This is a genomic window from Paenibacillus sp. PSB04, assembly GCF_025809195.1.
GTDB lineage: Bacteria > Bacillota > Bacilli > Paenibacillales > Paenibacillaceae > Paenibacillus_AQ > Paenibacillus_AQ favisporus.
Window position 1 is genome coordinate 195,923 of the sequence record NZ_CP081301.1, and the last position, 22,235, is coordinate 218,157.

A 22,235-nucleotide genomic window follows, 5' to 3' on the forward strand; every position below is an offset into this window, starting at 1 on the left:
ACAAAAAAACAGCCCGGAACGACCTTATAGTCATTCCCGGGCTGTTTCATTGTTCTCCCTGTTCCCTCAGCACCCCTGCAATTCGCCGAACCCCCTCTGAAATCTGCGGCTCGGCTACATCGCCGAATCCCATAATCAGCCGGTCCTCGAACCTCCCCTTCACAATGGCATACTTTTCGGCCGGATAGACCCGGACACCCTTTTCCGCTAATGCTCGGACCCGTTCCTCGTCAAAAATATGCCCTGAAAATTCTGCGATCAAATGAAGGCCCGCGGCGTCGCCGCTCACCTGAATCCGGTTCCCGAACGTTTCGCTCAAACTGCGGATCAACAGCTTTCTTCTCCGGCTGTATACCCGCTTCATGCGGGTGACATGGCGCTGCAAATGCTGATCCGCGATAAACCGCGCCAGGACGGCCTGATCCAGCGTAGGCGTATGCATATCCATAAGACGTTTGATCCCTTCCATAGGCGCTACCAAATCCCGCGGCAGAACCATATAGCCGATGCGAAGCGCCGGGAACAGATTTTTGCTGAAGGTGCCGATGTAGATCACCCGCTCCGCATCCAGCTCCCTTAACGCATGGACTGGCATACCCGCGTACCGAAACTCGCTGTCATAATCATCCTCAATAATGAAGCAGCCGGTATTACGCGCATACTCCAGCAGTTCCATCCGCCGCCCGATGGATAAGATGCTGCCGAACGGAAACTGATGCGACGGCGTGACAAAAACAAGGCGGGGCCGGGCCTGGCCGGGAATATCCTGAACCCGCAGCCCATGGGCATCCACCGGTACCGGTACAATGTCCGCGCCGGCCGTCAGAAAAATCCCATGGATGAACGTGGACGTCGGGTCCTCCGAGATGACCGTCTCTCCCGGCTGCAGCAGCAGCTTGCACACCAGCGTGATGGCCTGCGTCGCACCGGCCGTAACGACCACCTGCTCGGGATCGCATAGGATGCCCTTCGTATTCAGCAGCATTTCGCATATTTGCAGGCGCAGCCCCCAGTGCCCCGCGGGACCGGCATATCCGTATTCCCGGTCGTCCAGCTGGTCGTATACCTTGTGGGCGACCTCGCGCCACTTTTTGCGCGGAACATGCTCCATCGACGGAAAGCTCGGCCGGAAATCGACTCCGTCGAAACCATAACCGTCATCAGGCTGTTCCCGGGAGAAATGAAAGTTCTGATCCGACTTCACGAATCTTGCAGGCTTCCTGTTTTCCAAATCGACCACATACGTCCCCGATCCGAGCCGCCCTTCCAAATACCCCTCCGCTACCAGCTGCTCATATACGCTGACGACCAGCGTGCGTGACACACCGAGTTCCTGCGCCAGCTCCCGGCTCGACGGCAGGCGCATACCCGCGAAATATTGTCCCTGGAAAATCCGTTCCCTGAGCAGGGAGTAGATTTGTCTCGTTTTAGTGTCTGCTGCCTGCACGCCTGTAGGGTCCTGTACCAATACGGGCTCACTCCCTTCCTTTGCAAATTGGTATGTTCAAAATCACTCCAGAGTGGTGCTTATTACAGCCAATCTAGCATGGTAGGATGGATTTTGCAATGAATGGAAGGAAGGTGACGCCTATGTATCGGTCTCCAAAACCAACCCATGGCGGCCTCATGACCGCCGCTCTCTTTTTGGCCGCTTTGAACTTGCGCCCTGCTATCAGCTCGGTATCCCCGCTGCTCGCGCTCATCCGGGACGACCTGGGCATGTCGTCCGCAGCGGCAAGCCTGCTGACATCCATCCCTGTGCTGTGCATGGGATTGTTATCCCCCGTATCGGCCAAGCTGGCTGGACGGGTAGGAACTGAGCGCGTGATTCGCTGGTCCCTCGTGCTCATCGGATTCGGAACGATTCTGCGGCTGTTCGTGCACTCGGCCGGCGTATTGCTGCTGACCGCCCTGATTGCCGGGCTTGGCATTGCAGCCATGGGTCCCCTGCTGTCCGGATTTATTAAGCAGCATTTTCCCAGCAGCGTCTCTGCAATGATCGCCGTCTACTCGGCCGGCTTGTCTCTCGGGGCTGCGCTCGCTTCGAGCTTGTCCCTCCCCTTGCAGGCGGACTCCCAATCGTGGCAAGCCGCCTTAGCCGTATGGTCGGCACTCGGGGCGGCCGGAGCCGCCGTCTGGTGGACCCTGCACCGGGGGAGCCGTTCCGGTCCGCGAAAGGTTGGCGAAGTCCCATCTGCCAGCCTGCCTTGGCGGAATCCCAAAGCATGGCTGCTCACCCTGCACTTCGGCCTTATGGCAGCCTGCTTCTATTCCCTCCTCGCCTGGCTGCCGCCCGTGATGCAAAGCCTGGGATACACCTCGTCGGAAGCGGCCGTCATGCTCACCATCTTTGCCATCACGCAGATTCCGGCCGGTACGATCCTGCAGCGGCTGCTGCGGCGCTACCCTTCCCGCCTGCTGTGGCTCTGGGTATCATCGGTGACGCAGCTGGCCGGCCTGATCCTGCTGTTCTCGCCTCTGCCCTGGCTGGCCGCGGCCATAATCGGCCTGGCCAGCGGAACTTTATTTGCGCTGGGCCTGCTCCTCCCGATGGACGCAGCCGCAACCAGCCACGAAGCCGCATCATGGGCCGCCATGACGCAATCCGCCGGTTATTTGATCGGGGCCGCCGGACCTTTTCTCATCGGCCTCATCCATGATGCCGCAGGTCCGTTTTCGTTTGCCATTTACGGCTTGATGGGAGTAACGGTGGCGCTCATCGTCGTTCAATGGTTCGTGGCTCCTTTTCAAGCACAGAATAGGGCCTCTTCAAAGGCAGCCCCTCCTGCAAAGAGGGTGGATCTATCCGAATAGGAAACCGCCTGAATGGAAACCAAAAGACCCGCAGCAGGGATCGCCTCCCTCCATGCGGGTCTTCGTTTGATTTTTTTCGATCTAGCCCAGTTCCACCAGTGCCTCGATGACAGGATACGAAATGAGATGCCGGTCACGGTAAATGTCCTGCACCGCGCCCTGCTTCGTGCTCACAATCCCCCTTTGCAGGATGGCTGCCTTGAACCCTCGTTCCAGCGCACCGTTATAGGTGAACAGGACGCAGTATTCCGCGGCAAAACCGGACACCACCAGCAGATCGACGCCCTTTTCCGATAGGATAGATTCCAATTCCGTTTGCCAGAACGCATTGGAGAAGGTTTTATGAACCACCGTATCGCCGGGCTCCATCTGGATCCCAGGAATAAATCCGATTCCGTCGTCATTGACGTCCTCCGCGCCCTCCACATCTTTGATATGGATGACGGGATGCCCCTTCGAGCGCAGCAGACCGGCGGTATAATTGATATACTCGCAGGCTCCGTCAATCGTTTGTTGATCCACGTACCCGTTCAGCAGATGCTTCTGCATATCGATGACCAGCAGACCCAGTTTCAAATGGATTCCTCCTCAACTTTTACCTCATATAAAATACAATTCGAATTTCTATGCAAAATTTCCTTGTTCGAACATGTTTTTTCCAAATTTTGACCCCCAAATAGGGCTAATATCGTATACAATAGTAGTCAATTAGTACCTTTTTCCATGGAATGTTATGGGATGAAGGCGAACCGTGTCAGTAAAGGAGTGCAGCAAATGGCTATCATTGAAGTAGTGGAATACGAAGGACCACCAGGGGTGTTCGCCTGGCGCTACCCGAACCAGGAGCTCGGGACCTGGACCCAGTTGATCGTTCATGAAACGCAGGAAGCAATATTATTTAAAGGCGGCAGGGCTCTCGATTCCTTCGTGGCAGGACGCCACACCTTGAGCACGGCGAATATTCCGATCCTCTCCAACCTCATTAATCTGCCATTCGGCGGCAAATCGCCGTTTACCGCAGAGGTATGGTTTGTGAATAAGCTCCGGTCGCTGGATGTGAAGTGGGGAACCGCATCTCCCATCCAACTGCAGGATCCGAAGTTTAACATTATTGTATCGCTCAGAGCCTTCGGCCAATTCGGGGTCGAGATTGAAGATGCACGCAAGTTTCTGCTGAAATTGGTCGGCACGCTTCCATCGTTCGATCAAGATACACTCGTGAAATACTACCGCGGGGTTCTGACCTCGAACATTAACGAAATGATATCCTCTTACATTATCCATAAAAAAATCAGCGTGGTTGAAATTAACGCTTACGCCGCCGAAATTTCCAAGCATGTCCGGGACACGATCGCACCGTCTTTTGAGGAAATGGGCATATCCCTTGTGAATTTCTTTATCGATTCGATTAATTTTCCGGAAAATGATCCGTCTACGCAGCGCATTAAGGAAGCACTGGCCAAAAAAGCGGAAATGGACATTATCGGCTTCACCTATCAACAAGAACGTTCCTACGATACGCTCGAAAGCGCCGCCAAAAATCCGGGCAGCACCGCCGGTATCGTCGGCAGCGGACTCGGCATGGGATTAGGCATGGCAGGATCGATGTACGACGCCGTCCAGCAAATGGCCGGCAATGTGAAGGTTCAAACCACTAGCGATATGGACGTGAAGCAAAAAGCCTGTGTGACATGCGGGCAGCTGAACGCCGCCGATTCGAAATTTTGCTCTGCATGCGGCCAGAGTTTGACGTTAGGAACAGCCGGCATCCCCGCGAAAAAAATCGTGTGCAGTGATTGCGGACAACCGCTTCCGCCGAACGCCAAGTTTTGTCTGAACTGCGGCGATCCGTACAACGCCTGCCCCGCGTGCGGCTATGACTTCAAGATCGGATCGGTGAACTGCAGCAGCTGCGGAACCCTGCTGCCGAAGCTGTGCCGCGAGTGCGGGGAATGGATGGACCCGAAGGCCCGTTTCTGCCCGGGCTGCGGAACCAGCAGCATCCAGAAATGCTCGAACTGTCAGGCGGAGGTACAGCAAGGACAGAAATTCTGCATGGAATGCGGCCATGCCCAAACCTGATAACGAGGCCAAAGGAAGGGGAACCACACTGATGCATAAAAGCTGGTTTTTTACCGCTGTCATCCTCATTCCCTGGATTGTCTTCATCGGGTTTGGGTGGAGCGGCGGCTGGTCCGAGAGCCGGTCCTGGATATCCGGTGCCGGCGCGGGATGCGCGGCAGCAGCCGTTCTTCGGTTTGTATATCGCATGCTTAACCGCCGTCAGGGTTCAGGCATGCCTGCTCCCTTTTACATTGGCTCCGGTATAGCAGCTGGACTGTACGCCGGGGCGGTGCTGCTGGAGATGTTGTTGTTCAGTCTTTGGACCACGCTCTCCGTCGCCTCTTATGTATGGAGCCAGATTCTCACCTTGATCGGATTCATCATCCTCACGGGGACGGTGGAACTGTCCGGAACCTATGCTGCCAGGCAGGAGCGGCGGGATCACCGCAGCTGGAGCAAGGGGCGGGATACGGCAAATCGGCTGGAAACTATCCGTCAGAAGCTTCAATCGCTGCCGGAGCAGTCCCGGCACGGTCATGTTCAAGAGCAAATCCGCCGCCTGGAGGATACGCTCCGGTACAGCGACCCCAATTCGGTTCCGGCCTTATACGAAGTGGAGCAGCTGCTTCTGCAGAAAATATCGCTGCTGGAGGATCAGGTGAGCCTGATCGCTACCGCTGTGCCGGACCAGCGTGAACAATTAGCCAATGAAGCTTTACTCCTGATCCAAGATATTGAGCGTACAGCACGAGAAAGAAATTCGCAGTTACTTCAAGCAAAAGCTGGTTCTATATAGATTGAACTAAAGTTTAACCATTTCTTTAGTTCATTCTAATATACATAAACATCATCACGCATAAAGGAGACCATCATATGGAGATCCCGGTTCCATATAAAGTTAGATTTTCGACATTTGACACGTGGATTATCATCCTCACCCTGCTCGTATTTCCCGTCGGCGGACTGCTCGCCTTCATCCGCTTGGCATCGACCCACCATCATAACAAAGCCAAAGGCAGAAACTTACGGCTATTGGGATGGGCTATGGTCTTTTCCTATATCTCCATCATGATCATTCTCTATTTGACCTACGATACGTTTGGAGAGGAGGAACAGATTGATTATTTGACCTCAGGGATTGTTCTGGCGATATATTGGTTTCTTCCTACCCTGATCTTTTTCCTGGTCGGCCATAGGCTTGATAAAAAATTCGGCTCCCTGCTTCAAGTCTATCAGGAAGCCGTTGTAAGCATGCGCCTGACCTCCGTTGAGCAGATTCGCAGCCTTTCACAGACATCCCCCGCCGATGTCACCCGGGATTTGACGTTTATGTTTGAAGAAGGGCTTCTCCCGGATGGCAGAATCATCAACGGAACCGTCTACATTCAACAACAGGCCCTTGAGGATTACCTTAGCGGAGAGTATGAAGAAGAATACGATGACGAGTATGATGAAGAAAATGATGAAGAGTACGACGATGAGTACGATGACGAGTATGATGAAGAGGACTCTGCCTCTGATGAAAACGATCATGGACGGCCTTCGGGATTTCAATCCCCCGTTTCCGGTCAATCCTCTTCCCCGAAAACCGTCGAATGCCCCGGCTGCGGGGCAAGGGTGTTTTTGGGTACGGAGCGGGAAAAAGAATGCGAGTACTGCGGCAATGTCGTTTGTGCCTGAACGCTTGGATTTTAGTAGGACCTCACCCCTTCTTTTCCCCGCTTCGCTGGGTCCAGGCCCAGAATAAAAGCGCAAACGCACTGACGCCTGCCCCGAGCATGCACACCCCGTCCCAGCCGAATCGGGCATAAATGCTTGTCGAGGCGATGGAACCCGTAGCGCTGCCGATCGAGTAAAACGTCATGTAAGCCGCAGTCAATCGGCTGCGGGCTTCCGGGCGTACGCTCAGAATCATGCTCTGGTTCGTCACATGGACGGCCTGTACCGCCATATCGAGCAATAGGATGCCCAGGATCAAGGACAGCAGCGAGTGCTCCGTATATCGGATCGGAAGCCATGAAACGAGCAGCAGCGCCAAGGCGACACCTGTGGTACGCTGTCCCATCCCCCGGTCGGCCAGCCGTCCGGCTCTTGCCGCTGCGACCGCTCCGGCGGCCCCGGCGAGTCCGAACGCTCCGATGGCGCTGTGGGACAGGGAGAGCGGCGGGCTGCTGAGCGGAAGCACCAGCGAGGTCCACAATATGCTGAACGCCATAAAAATCAGCAGCGCCAGCATGGCGCGAACACGCAGGATCCGCTCCTGCACGAACAGGCCCAGCACCGACCGAAGCAGCTGAGGATACTTCAGCGAAGTCTTCTCCGGATCCTTCCTCGGCAGCACCTTAAGCAGAATGCAGGCCACGATCAGCATCAGACCCGCAGACGCCAGGTAGACGGAGCGCCAACCGGCGGCATCCGTTAGCAGACCGGCGAATGTTCGGGCCAGTAGAATCCCGATGACCACCCCACTCGTTACTACGCCGACGACCCGTCCCCGTGATTCGGGGGCCGCCAGCGTCGCGGCATAAGCAACCAGCACCTGCGTGACCACGGCCAAAAGCCCGACGACCGCCATCCCTCCAAGCAGAATGCCCCGATTAGCCGCCGTACCTACGACGACCAATGCAGCCACGGATATCAGCATCATGCCCGGAATCAGCCTACGGCGGTTCAACAAATCTCCCAGCGGAACGAGCAGAATCAAACCCAAGGCATAGCAAAGCTGCGTAACGGTAATGACAACCCCGACCGATGAATGCGAAATCCCGAACTGCGCCGCCAATGAATCCAGCAGCGGCTGGGCGTAATAGACGTTGGCGACCGCCAAGCCGCACGCCGCAGCAAACAGCAGCGCGGTCCAGCGGGTTATCGGCTGCACGGATGCAGCCGTTGCGGCGGTTGGAACAGCGGCCCTTTTTTCCTTTTCCTTCCCCATCCTTTCTCCGGTTACCATCGATTTGGTTTCCTGCAGGTTGTTCACAACGAACCCCTCCCGATCCTTCAATTATCATAACATACCAATCGGTACATAATGATTTGTGCTTACCTTACCTTCCCGAGCAAAGTGCTGTCAAGAGGTTTATGGATCGAATTTGTTATTGGGCCTGAATTTAACGGATTACGCAAAATATTTATAGGCTAGTCCGATCACTGATCTTGGCTGACCGAATTGACAGGAGGGGATGAATCTCCTACAATCTAAACATACCGATCGATATGAAATGAGGTGCCGAAAATGGTTAGGCAGCGTGAATTCGATGTGGATCAGGCGCTGGAAGACGCTATGCATATATTTTGGAGTAAAGGCTATGAGGCAACGTCCTTAAGCGATCTGACGGCGGGAATGGGCATTCAGCGCCCAAGCATTTACTCCGCGTTCGGGGATAAGAAGGAGCTGTTTGAAGCGGCTCTGCGGAAATATACCGCCGCACATGCGGCGCAGGCCAGATCCGTGCTTCTGCACGGCGAATCCGTTAAGGAAGCCTTCAGACGTTATTTTGCGGGGATTGTCGAAGAGTCTTATGCTGACCCGCAGAACCGCGGATGCTTCTGCATTAATACGATGGTGGAGATGGCTCCGCATGATGAAAAATTTGAGGTTTTGACACGGGAGCATGAGATGTATTTGGCTGCGATTTTTCAGGAGGCGATCGAACGCGGGCTCCGTTCAGGCGAGCTGCACACCGTTGTGGACGCCAAGTCCCTGGCGCAGACTTTGGTCGTCTCCTTGATCGGTCTGACGGTGATGATGAAAGCCCGCCCGGAGCGTTCCTTTGTCGATCATTCGGTTGAGGTCATTCTCACGTTGATTCAATAAGATGCATGAACGGAACCGGCAGTTGTGTTGTGCTCAGGGGGAAAGCCTTTTAGCAGCAGATTAAGCCGAGTCCCGCTCGAGCGACAGGCTCGTCAGGCATCCTTTTAAGCCGGCGATCGCTTCTTCCTTTTGTGCCAGCAGCCGGTCCTGCGGCCAGACGCTGTCTCCCCGTTTCAAGTCACCTGAAATCAGGAGCAGCATCCAAATGGAGAACACGGTCGCGAAGCGGCAGTAATCGCGGATAAAATCGCCAAGATCCCACTCCGCGCCATACAGCGCCGACTGAGCTACATAATAAGTCAGGAGCTTTTCCCGATCTTCAGCGGTCACCTGTTTCGGAAACAAGGGATGCGACATGTCAATGAGATGATACAGGTCCCAGAACGGGGTATTCAGGTGGGCATGCTCCCAATCCATGATGTACAAGCGGCCGTCAGCCGCAACGGCATAGTTGCCCAGATGCAGGTCCCCGTGGGATACCACCTTTATTTTCGGGAGAGCCCGGCCCTCCGCAAAGCTGAGTATCATGCCGTCCAGCTCCCACGGCTCGCCGATTTCGTTCATGACTGTCACCGCCTCATCCCGTCTGTTCATGAGATCGGCGGCGATCTGCTCGATCTGCGGCTTAGGCCCCGACCCGCTCAAACCCTCCCGGCGCTCCTCCGGCAGCGCATGCCACCAGGCGATCTGCTGTACCACTTTCATGGCGGTTTCTACATCGTACTCATGTCGAAGCGGGCCAAGGTCTTCAAAAATCGTCCATCCCTCCTCCCCGGCTCCTTCCTCCGAAGAGGCGAGCAGCGCCGGGTAAATGTCCGGAAAGCCGGACAGCATGTGCCGGTAAATCCAGGCTTCCCGGTCCACGCTCTCCCCGTTGGTCAGCGGCTTGAAAATGTAGCTGTGCTGCCGATCCGGGTAGAACCGTTCCACGAATTTTCCGTTCATGCCTTGGTACAGGGCCTCCCGCTTCCACAGCCCCTCCCCGCTCAGCGTTCCGTTCGGCAGAACGAATTGGCTCAGGTTGTACATTAAAAACTCCCCCTTCGGCTTGTTTACAAACCGATATATTCGAAGTCCCATGCGTCAAAGCTCACTTGGTCCGTCCATGTATTTTTTCGGTTCGGATTCCGACGAGCCCTGATTTGTAAACGATCGATGTCGAAGTCAGTTTGGACCCCATTCGGCTTGCCTGACTTTAGAACAAGCTGCTCAGCGGATGGCGCCATCCTCATAAAATTGCCTTTCATAAGACTAAGACTGACTAGTGAATGCTCCGAAACTTTGTTAAAAGCGACCACGTAGGCGTCACCAAGCGCTTCAAGATCGAGCGGCGTAACCAATATTCCGCCTATACCTAGCTGATCGATCCAAGGCTGCGGAAGAAACGGCGGCTTCGCTGCCGCTATAATTCTATCGTAGGGAATTGACTGATGATATCCGTAAAACCCGTCACCGCAGATGACTTTTACATTTCTGATTCCCGAACTGTCCAGCTTCGCCTTTGCCCGTTTGGCAACAGACGGATCCACTTCGACCGTATGCAGGGTCCCTTCCGGACCGATCAAGTTGGAGATAAGTGCCGCATTGAATCCGCTTCCGGTTCCAATTTCAAGGACGCGCTGTCCCTTCTGAACCTGAAGACACTCAAGCATTTCCGCCATAAAACGAGGATTGGTGCTTTGAATGACCCGGGAACCGTCCTGGTGGAAGAGAAACTTGGCTCCGTCGACGTGCTCAAACGCATTTAGGATAGACGGTGATACATGTAAGCCATCCAACTCGATAAGATGATTGGGATTCATCCTCATTCCTCCCACATGAATTTTTATCAGGTGAGTAATTCTGCTGATTTATTCATACATCGCCCGGTATACGCCCGCTTCTCCCAGAAAGTCCTTCCGGGTCAGCCCCTGTTCGCCAAGGAGCATGCGATAATTCGTAATCGTCCCGTCATGGGAAACGATGATAACATGTTCCGCCTGTGCCTTGCACCAATCCAGCAGCTGTCTCCCATAGGTCTCGAAGGCTTCCTGTCCGATGCGGTTGATCCCTTCTTCCCAAAGGTCCAAGCCAAAATCCACGATCACGGCATCTGGAACCGCCTCGCGAATCTCGTCCTTCGAATAGATTTGATCGCAGACGAAGGGCGAATACGAAGGATCTTGCGGGAACATACGCGGCCCTGCCAGCGGAGAGATCACAAAAGGACCGTCTGACAGCAAGATCCTCGCTGTTTCGATGGTACGTTTAGTCGGGCTGACGACAACCTGCTCATTACCGTTCAGCAATAAACGCCCCCGCAGCTCATTCACCTGTGACTCTCCATACAGCGTTAACCCGGGATGCAGCATGTTCAGCTGGTTAGGATAATCCAGCAAATGCTCCCCGTGCCCATGACGGACAAATACGACTTCCACTCTGATCCCCCCGATTCTAAAAAAAGGATATGAGCTTACACTTATATTTCGTCCTCCGATGTCCGTTGTGATGTTGATCTATTTTAGCATGGATTTTAGGCCACAGACTCACCATTTTTAAACAAAAACTGCTTGTATAAGTTGAATAATTGAAAGCTTCCTCCCGATGCATCAGGAAGAAGCTTTCCTTATCGTCCGCTTATTTTACACTTACACTGCATCTATAACGAACCCTTGACCGCATAATGCAGCTGCACCACACCGGATCCCAGCGGTTTACAATCCAGCAGCTCCACATCTTTAAATTGATATTCATGTTGGTCCGTGACCAAGTTCAGCCCTTTTCCTTCCAGCACCGGAGCTACATTGAACACCAGCTCGTCGACAAGACCGCTTCCCAGAAAAGCATTATGCAACTCGGCCCCTCCCGCCAAAAGCGCGGTGGAATGCCCCCGGCTCGCGAGATACTGCAGTGCCTCTTCGGGAGAGCTCACGACCGTCACGCCTGCGATCTCCTTGACACGCTTGGTGACAACCACGATATCTAGCCCTTCAAAAACCGCTCCACCGCCGCTGGCCTGCATCCCCTCAAAGGTTCTGCGTCCCACGATAAAGTTCCCCGATCGTCCGGCATGGGCCGTAAAATCGGCCAGAGCTTCCGGCTTCGGCGGGTTGTCAGGCCCCGACTGCGCATAGTTTCCGTTGGCGGACAGCGCTGCCCAAAGAATCGTTTTCATATGGATATCCTCCTCGATTTCGTCTCTGTAAATTTAATCGTGTTCGGCCGCTTCGCTGCGCCATTTGTTCTTTCCAGTACTCTGCGGATGGACGCCGCCACCCGGTCCGGGCGGTCCTCCTGCACATAATGGGATGCATCGCTCAAAGCTTCCGTTTCGTGCATTCGCAAAATGCCCTGCCAGCGCTGCATTTCCTCTACCGGAAAACCGGCACTGTCCTTCAGTCCCCACAAAATTTGCGCAGGAATCTCCGCCAGCAGAGGCAGTCTGGATTCAATCTCAGCCAGCCACGGTCCGGCTTTGCGAATGCTTCTGGGGAACACCCAGGTCGGTTTACGAAGCGCCGGGGTAGGAAAAGGATCGGTATACGCCTTCCGCAAGGCTGCCGTGACCTTCTCCTTATGGTGAATGCCGCCGGGCACAATCGTATGGGCAAAAAAGTTCCGCCGGGTCTGAAGCCAATATCCGAGCGGCCAGCCTCCCATGGTCATCGAAAACAGCTTCATCGGCAAGATTTTGGCCGGCCATGCCCATGTATTCATGAGGACGATGCCGCGTACGTTATCAGAGTGTCGCACCGCATAATGGAACCCAACCGGTCCGCCCCAATCCTGAACGACGAGGACTACATGTTGCAGATCCAGCTGCTCGATCAGTGCCGTCACTGCTTCCGCATGCTCCTGGGGTGTATAGCCATAGCCCGTAGGGGCCTTCGACATCCCGAAGCCGGGATAATCCGGCGCGATCAGCCGGCACTGGCCGCTCAGCTCTTTGATCACATTCCGGTACAAATAAGACCATGTGGGGTTGCCATGCAGGAGCACGACAACCGGCCCCTCGCCTTCATCGATATAATGAATCGTACCGTCCCGGTAAGGCAGCCAATGATCCTGAAACGGATATTCCGAATTGTCTACCTCAAAGGGTCTTTGCATCATATTTCTCCTATCTTCTCAATGGTTATATTCCAAGACTTGGATCCAGCAAGCCCGATAATCGATTATGGGTCGGGAACGGAATTTTATGGAATCCGTTCCCTTTCCTAAGATTAGTCGACTGTGGTACATTTGAAAAGTAGTTACATTTAAGTGCACTAGTTTCAAAAAATGAACTAGGAGGGTTTCATCATGATCGATCCCAAATGTCCGGATACGATTACCCCGGTCATCGAATTGCTGGAGGGAAAATGGACGCTCCTGATTCTGCGCGACCTGTTTAACGGGTTAAATCGTTTCGGGGAGCTGCGACGGTCCCTGCATCCCATCAGCCCGAAAACGCTGACCGACCGGCTGCGCCTCCTGGAGGAGAATCACATCGTCACGCGGACCATTTTTTCAGAAGTGCCGCTGCATGTGGAATATGAGCTTACGGATAAAGGCCGGCGCCTTCAGCCGATCTTTGCCGCCATGCGAGAGTGGGCCGAGCAGCCCTGTCCAACGGCGCATACAGCGGAATTGCAGGAAGCTCAGGCCTAAATACAAGAACCCCTTTCCAAATGGAAGGGGGTTTTTAGATCTTACAGTTGGTATCTGCAAACGCAAAAACTCAAGCCGATTTGTATACAATAAGCTGCGCGATTCAGTTCCCAAGAGAGTGCTGCTACTTCAAGGCTTAACTGCTTGATACATCAATTTCTGAGTATTGCTGGTCGGCCTAGTTCCATCCTTAAAATCTGCATAGACGGTTACATTTGAAAAACCAATGTCTTCAAGAATATAAGTGAACTCCTCAACTCCATACCAGCGTAGTGCAAAACGCTGCAGCTCCGTTAGGAAAATATTAGGCGAAGGAATGTTTGTGTAGTTAAAAATTACCTGACTTTTTAGGTAATCTGCACGGAGGATGCTGCGGTCGATTGTTCATTTAATCCTCCACTGGCTAAAGGAATGACAGCTGCCCGCCAATTTGACGGATGTGGTTGACATCGGCCCACAGGATAAAATAATTGTAGAACGTTTCCCCAATTTGGACAGGACGGGGATACCTCACAATGAGGGCGGCCTGTTTATTCATTTCCGCTGGTTGGTCGACCGAGGGAAAAATAAAGCAGGCCTCTCTGGTTTGTATTGTCTGCATGACAATCCGAGGAGAAGAGCCGTAAGGCATCAATGGATGAAAAGCTTCGGAGCTGCATACATCGGCAATCCTGTCGCCGGCTGAAATCGCAGATACCTGAAAAAAACCGTCTGTCCCTTCGGCTCTCTCTTCGCTGACCCGGCGCCAGGTTGCGGGATATGGAAAGGATACCCTGAACACGGAGCTTGTGTAGATGTTTTCCGGAACCCTTCTGACGCGAGGAGACCACTGCAAGGCAGTAATCCGGCCGCCGCTGAGGACCTTCACCGGCATCATCCCGCCAATATCGACTATCCAGATCTGACTTGCGCTTGCTGCACCTGCACAACCAGATAAATACGCGATTTTGCCGCCGTCCGGCGACCAGGCAACAGGAGTGGCGAAACAGTCGGAAGCGGCCAACGTTCTTTGATTCTGGCCGGTACGGCTATCGATTTGGATGAGAGAATAATAGTTTGGCTCCTTATAAGCGGTTGCGCTATAAGCGATGCTCCGGGAGTCCGGAGACCATGTCGGTAGAAAGTTTTTGGCAAGCGGTCCGCCCTTCAGCCTGTAGATGGTGCCGCTGGCCAGATCCACCGTCGAAATGATGGAGATACTGACACCGGGGAACGTATAAAGAGCAACGGCTCCGTCCGGAGAAAGCCGAACGTCATGTAGCGGTCCGTCCGTATTTTGCGTGATTTGTCTCCGATTTGTCCCATCAGTCCGGATACGGAAGAGCTGGGTAATGCCGGTGGTATCCGGAGCCGCGAACAGAAGCTCCGTACCTGAAGGAAACCACTGGGCATCGCTGGCTCCCTCCTCAGGGATGGCATAGCTTCGATGTGAGAATGTATCATAGATGAGGATCCGCCCGTTTTTGACATACGCGAGAAAACGGCCGTCCGGGGACCAGTCCAGCAGCGTGTATGGTTCGATTTGGTCGATCCTTGCGACAGCAAGCGTCACCGTATCCAGCAGGTGAACCACGTTGCCAATGCCGATGAAAGCGATACTCCTGCTATCCGGAGACCAATAGGGAACCGAAAATTCCGCACCAAGCCCTATCGTAAGTTGAAAATGAAGACCGTCCTGCGGTCGGTAAAGCCAAATGTCGAACGTTCCACCGCGGTCCGACGTGTAAGCAATCCTTCCTTGAAGGGGATCGTGAGAAACAGCTTGCAAGCGCCAACATCCTCTCCTGAATCATCTTATACTTCAGTTGTATTCAGTGAAAGGTGGTTAGGCAACTGTCCCATAGTTAATTTCGCGTCATTCAAGGCTTCTCCCGATTACTCAGTGAAACTCATCTTCTTGATAACCAAGTCTCCCCAACTCATAATCTGCTATTTTCATCATAAAAAGACTTGAATCCTGCCACATGCGGTGTCATTATAAACAAGGGACTGTCTGCAAAACTATTCATCACTAGATCACGCTTACTAGAGGAAACTTCAGCAGGAAGCCGGAACTTTCGTGTTGGAGTCGAAACATCCAAACCCATATGAATACGGAGGACAGGATTCATGAAAACGATTAAGCTTGGCAGCAGCAGCTTGGAAGTACCTGTAGTTGCAGTAGGCTGCATGCGCATCAACTCCCTGGACAAAAACGAAGCGGAGCGTTTCGTACAAACGGCACTGGAGCAAGGGGCTAATTTCTTTGACCATGCCGATATCTATGGCGGCGGTACATGCGAGGAAATTTTCGCAGACGCCATCCATATGAACAGCGACGTCCGTGAGCAAATTATTCTTCAATCCAAATGCGGAATCCGTCAGGGCATGTTCGATTTTTCCAAGGAGCATATCCTGAATTCGGTAGATGGGATTCTGAAAAGACTGAAAACCGATTACCTGGATGTTCTGCTGCTGCACCGCCCGGATGCATTGGTTGAACCGGAAGAGGTTGCTGAAGCGTTCGAGCAGCTGGAATCCTCCGGCAAAGTGCGCCATTTCGGCGTATCCAACCAGAACCCGATGCAAATCCAACTGCTGAAAAAATTCGTGAAGCAGCCGATTGTAGCCAACCAGCTGCAGCTCAGCATCACGAACGCCACGATGATTTCCGCCGGCATTAACGTGAACATGGAAAATGAATCGGCCGTAAATCGTGACGGCAGCGTCCTGGATTTCTGCAGACTGAACGACATTACGGTTCAGCCTTGGTCGCCTTTCCAATACGGCTTCTTCGAAGGCGTGTTCCTTGGAAACGACAAATTCCCGGAGCTGAACAAGAAGATCGACGAAATTGCCGGTAAATACGGCGTAACCAATACGACCATCGCTATTGCGTGGCTCCTCCGCCATCCGGCCAACATGCAGCCGGTCATCGGCACGATGAACCTTGAGCGTCTTCAGGACTGCATCAAAGCAAGCGATGTGACCTTGACCCGCGAAGAATGGTACGAAATTTACCGCGCAGCCGGTAACATTTTGCCATAAATCACTGAATAACGGCCGCTCGTATGTACGGACGGCAAAACAGAAGCAGCCTCAAGTCGACGACTTGGGGCTGTTTTCGTTTTCGATGAGTGCCTTGAGCGTCCGTTGACGGTAGCGGATAAAGGCTCTCATGTATTTTTCCAACACGAGCGCATCAAACATCCGCCCAACCCATCCGAACGGAGCGCTGAAATCGAGAATGTCCCTGACCAGCGTTCCTCCGGCAAGCTCCTCAAATTCATGGCGGTGAGTCAAATCGCGAAAGGCCCCCTTCTGCATCTCGTCGGTAAAAGAATAGGGCTTATCCATCTCGGTCACCTTCGAGGTCAGCCGCTGCCGAATCCCAAAGTGCCTTGCTTCGAACACCACCGTGTCCCCGGCTTCGAGCAAACCGCTCATCCTTCCCCCGACGACCCGCTCATGGGTGTGAGGCCAGACCGTTCGGGAGTGGTCATCCACATTTCGGGAGACGTCAAAGCAGACTTCGATCGGGGCATATATCATCATTTCTTCTCGTATTGTCGACATACCCGTTCATCCTGTCTTGATGGTTTAAAATAGTGTACTGAACTGAATTCCTAAAGGCTAGTACACCATCAATCCTTCGATCCCTCTAAATTGCAGAATTTCCTCCCGGTCATCCGTCTTGATCCACGCCTCATGCTCATGGGCGATATTAACGAGCCAAGGCTGACTGCCTTTAAAAAAACATAAATCCTCCAACAAATTGGGCCACACCCAGTCATACAGGCCATCAGCGGACTCCAAAATCAGCTTCTCCAATGGGGGCTGGCAATCAAAATAATATACGTCAGCATAATGCCCAAACAGTTGGGTTCCCGGCCAAGCGTCCTGCCTCTTGACCCTTTTGACGTAAGGCTTTAATTGTTCGGCCAGCGCCTCCATTGCAGGAGTTAGCGTTAGTTGATCCTTTTTGACCAGAATGAATTCATCGCACACACGGAATGCCATCGAGATCAAACCCTCATAAGCTCTGCCGCGGGGTTCCTCTAAAATGTATATCAAAAGCTCCCTCCCTTGCTTACCGTTGTGGCATCGTATTAAAAAAGTTCTTCCCCTGGATCATCCAATACCGCTCCGCTTCCGGCACCAGTTCCAGAAAATCACGATATTCCCCAGTCCATCCCTCGGGGACATAATGCTCGAAGGACATCGGTTCCGGGAACAGCGAATACAGCACGCGATCATCGAAATGGACGTAAAGCGCTGGAACAAACTCGAGAACCTCGTCTTGATGCTGAAAAGAGTCCCGCAAATCCACGAGTATTTGAGAGAGCTCCGTTGAAGGCACCCGAAAGTCCTCGATAAGACGAAAAAATTCAGTTGCCGTGGTTTCATCCAGCACTTCAATACCGAAGCGGTCTTCCATTTCCACATTCAAAAACCAGTATTCCCTCTCCGTTATGTACCAGCTCCACTGGTTTCGAAAAACTACACCAACGATAATATTATGGGCGTATTCAGGCATTAGCTTCATGCTGCTCTCCTAACGGTTACAAGATGGTTCTGCCAAAAGACAGCCTCTTTCGTTCATTACTACAATGCTACTCTATTCCATGATACTCACCGAATCATTCCATGAAATACGTCAAGCGGGTAGAACTCTTTCCGTAACAACCGCCTGGTGATCTGCTTGATGACCTTCGCTTCCCGCAGCTGTTCATCCGGCTGAAGGAGCAGCGTATCGATGGCAACCCACCGGCCATCCATAATTTCATCATTCTGTATTTTTAAAGCGTCACCCGCTGCTTCGCCGACAAAATGAAACAGGATCACCTGCTGACCACTGGCGCTTCGAAACGGGTACACACCAGTAACAGCCTTCAGCCGTACGTCCAGTCCAGTCTCCTCCTTAACTTCCCGAACAGCGGTCTCGGCCAAATCTTCCCCCGCCTCCCGCCGTCCTGAAGGAAAGTTCCACAGACCATACGCGGAGGCCTTCTTCTCCTGGATCATGAACACCTCTCCGTTCCGCAGAACGGAAACGCTGGCGACAATGATGTTTTCTTCTGAGTTCATTCCATCTCTCCGTTTATGTTCAATTTTTCCCTCCAAATTCCCGATACCGCATGCTATGATAGCGATGGGCCTATGAACCATAATAGACGAACAGGGGTGATTTGGAGAATGAAAAAAAGCATTTTACTTTCTCTAAGTGTGATTCTATGTACCGGGATCAGTCTGGGCACCGTCAGTCATGCGCAAGCGGCAGGTCAAGTGAAAAAGTACAAGAACTGCGCTGAATTAAACAAGGATTACAAGGGGGGCGTCGCCCGCTCGGCTTCCGTCAAAAACAAAGGCGGCAAGACCAAATATAAGCCTTATGTTTCTAAGGAGCTCTATGACGCCAACAAAAGCAAAGACCGGGACAAAGATTTGATCGCGTGTGAAAGATAACGAACAGATGATGAACAGTGTTCTAGCAGCATGATCCCTTCACTATGGGGTCGTGCTTGTTTTCATTTTGACAAGTTCTAAGATGGCCGCATGACCAGCTCTAGTAAACCAGCTCGCAATCCCGATGCTCCCATATGTCAAACAGGTTGCCGTCCAAATCCTCGAGTACGAAAAACTTCCCGTACTTCCCTTCGTCGCTTAGGCTGCCGACCTTGACGTCCTCGGCCTGTAACCGGCTGTGCAGCGACTCGATATCGTCCGTAAAAAAGGTGATAACCCAGCGCTTTCTTCCGTTCACTTCGAACACCGCTCTCGATTCATGCTCACTTTGGATCAGATCAAGAATCGGCCGGTTCTCTCTGAACAAACTCAGATAACCGTCGCGCTTATTGCGAATGTTAAATCCGAAATGCTTCACAAACCATTCCGCCGATTTCTCCACGTCTTTCACCGGGATAACATTATAAGCAATCCCCAGGATTCGCCCAGATTCCATATCCGAACCTCCCATTTGGAATTTATACCCAAATAAATTTTGCAAGAATGTATGTTCGCATGTAAAGCAAAAATATTAGATATCAATCTGTGGTCCCGATCATACTCGGCTCGCTGTCATCTGCCGAAGCCTCGACTACATTTTCCCCTTCGCTATCCACTGCAAAAAGTCAAAGCTTCTCTCCAGACATGCCTGATAGGCTTGGGGAAGGTAGCTTTTGGAGTAAGGGTTCATGAAACCATGCTCCCCTTCGATGACGTGGACGTGCGTGTTCTGACGATGCTCCAATTTTACAACGAGCTCTGATACGTTAAAGGATTTTTCGTTCCTTGCAAAAAACAATAAAGCCGGGCACTTCGGCTCCGTTTCGGCGTAATTGCGAATTCTTGATCCGTAAAATCCGACGATCCCGTCGATTTCGGATGCACTGCACAGCCAGGCAATGGTTGCTCCAATGCTGAAGCCGACGATCATGATGCAGTCATATTGATCCCGGTGATTTCGTACCATTTGCCTCACTTCATCAGCGGCCCGGTCAAAGCCGATCTGGCTCACAAAATAGGAGTAGGCCTCTTCTTCTTGTTCATATGGAAAAGGCTCCCGTTTCAGCAGGTTCGGGGTCAGCACCTTGTAACCCGCCTGGGAGACCTTATCGCCAAAAGCAAGAATATGCTCGTTAAGCCCATAGATTTCATGGAGTATGATGACCAGTGCCTTTCTGGATGTTTGAAAATTCATGTTTGCCATCTCTTTCTATAGTAAATAATTAGAGCTCTGCTTTTGTGATTAGCTGTAGTCCTCGATAAGAGACAGCTTTCCATCCCTGATCATAAAGATCGACCTTCCCTGTAACCGAATGGTATCTCCAGCCTTTACACCGTCAGGAAGATCTGACGCCAGCACACCTGTGTAATCAATGTCCGCCTCAAACCGGCCGCCTATCTCCCGAAGCTCCAAGATCGTTTGATGTCGGGTCGAAAACAGGGCTGCCGCCTTTTCCGCCAAAGCCCGAAATGGCTGCAGTCCATTCGTTTCCACCGAAACCTCGTTACCGACGATATTTCTGAAAATGACATCCGGATGAAGCACACTTAACATCCCCTCGATGTCAAATGTGTTATAAGCTTCGATATAATGGCGAATGAGCAGCTCGGCATCCTGTTCTAACAGTTTCCGGTAAATCTCTTCATTTTCCTTGTCAAAGCAAACAAACTGCACCTTCTTGATGGAGGTCTGCGGATGAGCCGATAGAAACTCCTTTACCGCACGGATGGCGATCGGCGCTGCCAACGTCTTGGGAAAACCATAGATTCCCGTGCTAATGTTTGGAAAAGCTACGCTTTCCAGCTCGTACTGATCAGCCAGTTCCAGCGATTGGATATAGCAGCTGTGCAGCTTGGCCTCTTCCTCATGCTGTCCGCCGTTCCACACGGGCCCCACAGTATGAATAACATACTTAGCCGGCAGCCGGCCAGCCGTCGTGATCACGGCTTCACCTACGGGGCAGCCTCCCTGTCTAGCCCGGATTTTCTTGCAATCCTCAAGAATTTCGCTCCCGCCGGCACGATGAATGGCCCCGTCGACGCCGCCTCCGCCCAGCAGGCTCGAATTCGCAGCATTCACGATGCCATCCACTTCAGCGCGGGTAATGTCTCCTTGGATTAATTCAATCACAGTAGATTGAAGGTTTCGTTCCATGCATCGTTCTCCCTTCCACCTGAATCTTCCAGCACGGGGAGGTCGTGATAGACGTTTTCCCCCATTCCCCTCACCCTCTCTGATCGATACGGACCGTTTTATACGGAGCCGCCCTTATCCATATTTCTGATGTAATCCGCCATGCGCCGCATCATTTCTATTCTTGTAAAATGGTATTGTTCGTATAAACCGTGCGCATCTTTGGTAGCAAGCAGGCCGTTCAAATCTTTGAACTCATCGGCATTGGTAATCGTGCCGACCAGCTTTTTCCCGATGCCGTGCCCCCTATACTCCTCATCCACAAACACGTCGCACAACCAATACATCGTGGCCCCGTCAGTCACGACCCGCGCAAAACCGACCAGCCTGTCTCCGATATAAGCCCCGTAGCAAATGGAATTTTCGATCGACTTCAGGATTGTTTCCCTGGGCCGTTTATTCGCCCAATAGCTCCGCGACAGAAAATCGCAAACCTTATCCAAGTCCAGTTTCGATTTATCGGTGCTGATCACCAAATCTCCGTCAATATTTTCCATATATATCCACCCTTTATGTATTTAAGGGCAATAGTATCAAGTCTGATTCCAAAGTTCAATCGTTTTTTTGCAAAACAAAAAGAATAAGGCCCGAGATTTCTCGGGCTTTATTCTTAGGCTTGGGTTCTACGGATCGCCAGGTCCGGTTTTCCTTTCGAAAAGCCGACTTTAAGCGCCGTTTACCCTAATGTCATTTTCCATTTTAGGGGGTCATCGTATTAATCGTTGTCACGCTGACGCGCACGGGCTTCGCCGCCTTTTTCACCGATTTTACGGTAAAAGTCCTTGTCATGCGACTCGGCTGTAGCCTCTCCGCCTTTGCGGCCGATTTCCTGATAAAATTCTTTGTCATGATTTTTCGCCGTGGCTTCTCCACCCATACGGCCTCGTTCTTCCGGACTCATTTTGCCATTTTGGTTATTTGCCATGATCAATCACTCCTCTGAATTTTTGGGAATTTCCTTCACGACATGTATTTAACCGCATGGAAAAATATTAAACAGGTTCTCTTGTCGTTTGCCGGCATGAAATTTTTACCTTTTTCCCGAGCGACTTAATCTATTACCCATTACCTAAACGTTTAAGTTATTCAACGCCATACTAGGCACCTTTTTCTGTATCACCCTATATTCAAAAAAAGGGAGCGTCCCCACTTTATCTGCTGCGGTTTCTTGTATAATTTCGTTATTCCTCTTTTCTCATTGACAATATCGTTCCCAGATTATTAATATTAATT

26 protein-coding genes and 2 pseudogenes are annotated in these 22,235 nt (G+C 52.3%); 8 read left to right on the forward strand and 20 right to left on the reverse strand.

The annotated features are described in order from the left end of the window. Positions 1-46: 46 nt before the first annotated feature. On the reverse strand, positions 47-1,468 hold the full coding sequence (locus K2F33_RS00930; protein WP_263880761.1) for a MocR-like pyridoxine biosynthesis transcription factor PdxR: 1,422 nt from the start codon (positions 1,466-1,468) through the stop codon (positions 47-49). 98 nt (positions 1,469-1,566) lie between these two features. On the opposite strand from K2F33_RS00930, the gene K2F33_RS00935 reads away from it, so the two are divergent. Further along, entirely contained in the window at positions 1,567-2,814 is a 1,248-nt protein-coding gene (locus tag K2F33_RS00935; RefSeq protein ID WP_263880762.1) for an MFS transporter, read from the forward strand. Positions 2,815-2,895: 81 nt separating this feature from the next. Here the strand turns inward: K2F33_RS00935 and K2F33_RS00940 are convergent, their stop codons facing one another. After that, a complete protein-coding gene (locus tag K2F33_RS00940; RefSeq protein ID WP_186320174.1) occupies positions 2,896-3,390 on the reverse strand; it encodes a cysteine hydrolase family protein in 495 nt (164 codons plus the stop codon). Positions 3,391-3,588: 198 nt separating this feature from the next. Here K2F33_RS00940 and K2F33_RS00945 point away from each other — a divergent pair, with 198 nt between their 5' ends. The 3 genes from K2F33_RS00945 to K2F33_RS00955 all read left to right on the forward strand — a co-directional run bounded on the left by K2F33_RS00945 (position 3,589) and on the right by K2F33_RS00955 (position 6,558). Beyond that, positions 3,589-4,896 (forward strand): SPFH domain-containing protein, encoded by a 1,308-nt coding sequence (locus K2F33_RS00945; RefSeq protein ID WP_263880763.1) that lies wholly within the window; start codon positions 3,589-3,591, stop codon positions 4,894-4,896. Positions 4,897-4,927: 31 nt separating this feature from the next. Beyond that, the gene (locus K2F33_RS00950; RefSeq protein ID WP_263880764.1) at positions 4,928-5,674 is read left to right on the forward strand and encodes a hypothetical protein; all 747 of its coding nucleotides are present in this window, start codon (positions 4,928-4,930) and stop codon (positions 5,672-5,674) included. Between the two features lie 77 nt (positions 5,675-5,751). Further along, the gene (locus K2F33_RS00955; RefSeq protein ID WP_263880765.1) at positions 5,752-6,558 is read left to right on the forward strand and encodes a hypothetical protein; all 807 of its coding nucleotides are present in this window, start codon (positions 5,752-5,754) and stop codon (positions 6,556-6,558) included. A 22-nt stretch (positions 6,559-6,580) separates the two neighbouring features. Here K2F33_RS00955 and K2F33_RS00960 read toward each other — a convergent pair whose 3' ends face one another. Next, positions 6,581-7,813: an MFS transporter gene (locus tag K2F33_RS00960; protein ID WP_263882260.1), complete on the reverse strand. Its 1,233-nt coding sequence runs from the start codon at positions 7,811-7,813 to the stop codon at positions 6,581-6,583. A 300-nt stretch (positions 7,814-8,113) separates the two neighbouring features. Here K2F33_RS00960 and K2F33_RS00965 point away from each other — a divergent pair, with 300 nt between their 5' ends. Beyond that, the gene (locus tag K2F33_RS00965) at positions 8,114-8,695 is read left to right on the forward strand and encodes a TetR/AcrR family transcriptional regulator (RefSeq protein WP_263880766.1); all 582 of its coding nucleotides are present in this window, start codon (positions 8,114-8,116) and stop codon (positions 8,693-8,695) included. Positions 8,696-8,755: 60 nt separating this feature from the next. On the opposite strand, the gene K2F33_RS00970 is transcribed toward K2F33_RS00965, so the two are convergent. From K2F33_RS00970 to K2F33_RS00990, 5 genes are all read right to left on the reverse strand, one after another. Continuing rightward, positions 8,756-9,724 carry a phosphotransferase family protein gene (locus tag K2F33_RS00970; protein ID WP_263880767.1) on the reverse strand — a complete coding sequence of 323 codons (969 nt, stop codon included), beginning with the start codon at positions 9,722-9,724 and terminating at the stop codon, positions 8,756-8,758. A gap of 23 nt (positions 9,725-9,747) precedes the next feature. Next, a complete protein-coding gene (locus K2F33_RS00975; protein ID WP_263880768.1) occupies positions 9,748-10,497 on the reverse strand; it encodes a protein-L-isoaspartate O-methyltransferase family protein in 750 nt (249 codons plus the stop codon). Between the two features lie 48 nt (positions 10,498-10,545). Next, complete coding sequence (locus K2F33_RS00980; RefSeq protein WP_116232070.1) at positions 10,546-11,112, reverse strand: histidine phosphatase family protein; 567 nt, start codon at positions 11,110-11,112, stop codon at positions 10,546-10,548. 221 nt (positions 11,113-11,333) lie between these two features. After that, positions 11,334-11,849, reverse strand: a complete 516-nt coding sequence (locus K2F33_RS00985) for a dihydrofolate reductase family protein (protein ID WP_089545644.1) — start codon at positions 11,847-11,849, stop codon at positions 11,334-11,336. Then, positions 11,846-12,787, reverse strand: coding sequence for an alpha/beta fold hydrolase (locus tag K2F33_RS00990; protein ID WP_263880769.1), 942 nt, complete (start codon positions 12,785-12,787; stop codon positions 11,846-11,848). Before K2F33_RS00990 ends, K2F33_RS00985 begins: the two co-directional genes overlap by 4 nt. A 189-nt stretch (positions 12,788-12,976) precedes the next feature. On the opposite strand from K2F33_RS00990, the gene K2F33_RS00995 reads away from it, so the two are divergent. After that, complete coding sequence (locus K2F33_RS00995; protein ID WP_163878919.1) at positions 12,977-13,324, forward strand: winged helix-turn-helix transcriptional regulator; 348 nt, start codon at positions 12,977-12,979, stop codon at positions 13,322-13,324. 129 nt (positions 13,325-13,453) lie between these two features. Here the strand turns inward: K2F33_RS00995 and K2F33_RS33680 are convergent. After that, positions 13,454-13,621 (reverse strand): annotated as a pseudogene (locus K2F33_RS33680) (class I SAM-dependent methyltransferase); the annotation flags it as partial. Between the two features lie 106 nt (positions 13,622-13,727). Beyond that, positions 13,728-15,092: a hypothetical protein gene (locus tag K2F33_RS01000; protein WP_263880770.1), complete on the reverse strand. Its 1,365-nt coding sequence runs from the start codon at positions 15,090-15,092 to the stop codon at positions 13,728-13,730. A 341-nt stretch (positions 15,093-15,433) separates the two neighbouring features. On the opposite strand from K2F33_RS01000, the gene K2F33_RS01005 reads away from it, so the two are divergent. After that, positions 15,434-16,351 carry an aldo/keto reductase gene (locus tag K2F33_RS01005; protein WP_076173321.1) on the forward strand — a complete coding sequence of 306 codons (918 nt, stop codon included), beginning with the start codon at positions 15,434-15,436 and terminating at the stop codon, positions 16,349-16,351. Positions 16,352-16,402: 51 nt separating this feature from the next. Here K2F33_RS01005 and K2F33_RS01010 read toward each other — a convergent pair whose 3' ends face one another. The 4 genes from K2F33_RS01010 to K2F33_RS01025 form a co-directional block, all read right to left on the reverse strand. After that, positions 16,403-16,879, reverse strand: a complete 477-nt coding sequence (locus tag K2F33_RS01010) for an SRPBCC family protein (protein ID WP_263880771.1) — start codon at positions 16,877-16,879, stop codon at positions 16,403-16,405. A gap of 57 nt (positions 16,880-16,936) precedes the next feature. After that, on the reverse strand, positions 16,937-17,377 hold the full coding sequence (locus K2F33_RS01015; RefSeq protein ID WP_263880772.1) for a hypothetical protein: 441 nt from the start codon (positions 17,375-17,377) through the stop codon (positions 16,937-16,939). A gap of 16 nt (positions 17,378-17,393) precedes the next feature. Continuing rightward, a complete protein-coding gene (locus K2F33_RS01020) occupies positions 17,394-17,849 on the reverse strand; it encodes a hypothetical protein (RefSeq protein WP_089545638.1) in 456 nt (151 codons plus the stop codon). An 86-nt stretch (positions 17,850-17,935) separates the two neighbouring features. Further along, positions 17,936-18,391 (reverse strand): NUDIX hydrolase, encoded by a 456-nt coding sequence (locus K2F33_RS01025; RefSeq protein ID WP_263880773.1) that lies wholly within the window; start codon positions 18,389-18,391, stop codon positions 17,936-17,938. A gap of 108 nt (positions 18,392-18,499) precedes the next feature. On the opposite strand from K2F33_RS01025, the gene K2F33_RS01030 reads away from it, so the two are divergent. After that, positions 18,500-18,769 (forward strand): excalibur calcium-binding domain-containing protein, encoded by a 270-nt coding sequence (locus K2F33_RS01030; protein WP_263880774.1) that lies wholly within the window; start codon positions 18,500-18,502, stop codon positions 18,767-18,769. Positions 18,770-18,869: 100 nt separating this feature from the next. Here the strand turns inward: K2F33_RS01030 and K2F33_RS01035 are convergent, their stop codons facing one another. From K2F33_RS01035 to K2F33_RS01060, 6 genes and pseudogenes are all read right to left on the reverse strand, one after another. Beyond that, entirely contained in the window at positions 18,870-19,265 is a 396-nt protein-coding gene (locus tag K2F33_RS01035) for a VOC family protein (RefSeq protein ID WP_263880775.1), read from the reverse strand. A 135-nt stretch (positions 19,266-19,400) separates the two neighbouring features. After that, positions 19,401-20,003 (reverse strand): dienelactone hydrolase family protein, encoded by a 603-nt coding sequence (locus tag K2F33_RS01040; protein WP_263880776.1) that lies wholly within the window; start codon positions 20,001-20,003, stop codon positions 19,401-19,403. A 48-nt stretch (positions 20,004-20,051) separates the two neighbouring features. Beyond that, on the reverse strand, positions 20,052-20,447 hold the full coding sequence (locus K2F33_RS01045; protein ID WP_263882261.1) for a nuclear transport factor 2 family protein: 396 nt from the start codon (positions 20,445-20,447) through the stop codon (positions 20,052-20,054). After that, positions 20,421-20,963 (reverse strand): annotated as a pseudogene (locus K2F33_RS01050) (O-acetyl-ADP-ribose deacetylase); the annotation flags it as partial. The pseudogene K2F33_RS01050 and the gene K2F33_RS01045, both read right to left, overlap by 27 nt. A gap of 98 nt (positions 20,964-21,061) precedes the next feature. Continuing rightward, the gene (locus K2F33_RS01055; RefSeq protein WP_263880777.1) at positions 21,062-21,499 is read right to left on the reverse strand and encodes a GNAT family N-acetyltransferase; all 438 of its coding nucleotides are present in this window, start codon (positions 21,497-21,499) and stop codon (positions 21,062-21,064) included. A gap of 218 nt (positions 21,500-21,717) precedes the next feature. After that, on the reverse strand, positions 21,718-21,927 hold the full coding sequence (locus tag K2F33_RS01060) for a KGG domain-containing protein (RefSeq protein ID WP_076173330.1): 210 nt from the start codon (positions 21,925-21,927) through the stop codon (positions 21,718-21,720). Positions 21,928-22,235: the final 308 nt, after the last annotated feature.

Coding starts and splice junctions, on each gene's coding strand:
- K2F33_RS00935 (WP_263880762.1), top strand. CDS start 1,567: ATGAATGGAAGGAAGGTGACGCCTATGTATCGGTCTCCAAAACCAACC.
- K2F33_RS00945 (WP_263880763.1), top strand. CDS start 3,589: ATGGCTATCATTGAAGTAGTGGAATACGAAGGACCACCAGGGGTGTTC.
- K2F33_RS00950 (WP_263880764.1), top strand. CDS start 4,928: ATGCATAAAAGCTGGTTTTTTACCGCTGTCATCCTCATTCCCTGGATT.
- K2F33_RS00955 (WP_263880765.1), top strand. CDS start 5,752: ATGGAGATCCCGGTTCCATATAAAGTTAGATTTTCGACATTTGACACG.
- K2F33_RS00960 (WP_263882260.1), bottom strand. CDS start 7,813: ATGGGGAAGGAAAAGGAAAAAAGGGCCGCTGTTCCAACCGCCGCAACG.
- K2F33_RS00965 (WP_263880766.1), top strand. CDS start 8,114: ATGGTTAGGCAGCGTGAATTCGATGTGGATCAGGCGCTGGAAGACGCT.
- K2F33_RS00970 (WP_263880767.1), bottom strand. CDS start 9,724: ATGTACAACCTGAGCCAATTCGTTCTGCCGAACGGAACGCTGAGCGGG.
- K2F33_RS00975 (WP_263880768.1), bottom strand. CDS start 10,497: ATGAATCCCAATCATCTTATCGAGTTGGATGGCTTACATGTATCACCG.
- K2F33_RS00985 (WP_089545644.1), bottom strand. CDS start 11,849: ATGAAAACGATTCTTTGGGCAGCGCTGTCCGCCAACGGAAACTATGCG.
- K2F33_RS00990 (WP_263880769.1), bottom strand. CDS start 12,787: ATGATGCAAAGACCCTTTGAGGTAGACAATTCGGAATATCCGTTTCAG.
- K2F33_RS00995 (WP_163878919.1), top strand. CDS start 12,977: ATGATCGATCCCAAATGTCCGGATACGATTACCCCGGTCATCGAATTG.
- K2F33_RS01005 (WP_076173321.1), top strand. CDS start 15,434: ATGAAAACGATTAAGCTTGGCAGCAGCAGCTTGGAAGTACCTGTAGTT.
- K2F33_RS01010 (WP_263880771.1), bottom strand. CDS start 16,879: ATGTCGACAATACGAGAAGAAATGATGATATATGCCCCGATCGAAGTC.
- K2F33_RS01020 (WP_089545638.1), bottom strand. CDS start 17,849: ATGAAGCTAATGCCTGAATACGCCCATAATATTATCGTTGGTGTAGTT.
- K2F33_RS01025 (WP_263880773.1), bottom strand. CDS start 18,391: ATGAACTCAGAAGAAAACATCATTGTCGCCAGCGTTTCCGTTCTGCGG.
- K2F33_RS01030 (WP_263880774.1), top strand. CDS start 18,500: ATGAAAAAAAGCATTTTACTTTCTCTAAGTGTGATTCTATGTACCGGG.
- K2F33_RS01035 (WP_263880775.1), bottom strand. CDS start 19,265: ATGGAATCTGGGCGAATCCTGGGGATTGCTTATAATGTTATCCCGGTG.
- K2F33_RS01040 (WP_263880776.1), bottom strand. CDS start 20,003: ATGAATTTTCAAACATCCAGAAAGGCACTGGTCATCATACTCCATGAA.
- K2F33_RS01055 (WP_263880777.1), bottom strand. CDS start 21,499: ATGGAAAATATTGACGGAGATTTGGTGATCAGCACCGATAAATCGAAA.
- K2F33_RS01060 (WP_076173330.1), bottom strand. CDS start 21,927: ATGGCAAATAACCAAAATGGCAAAATGAGTCCGGAAGAACGAGGCCGT.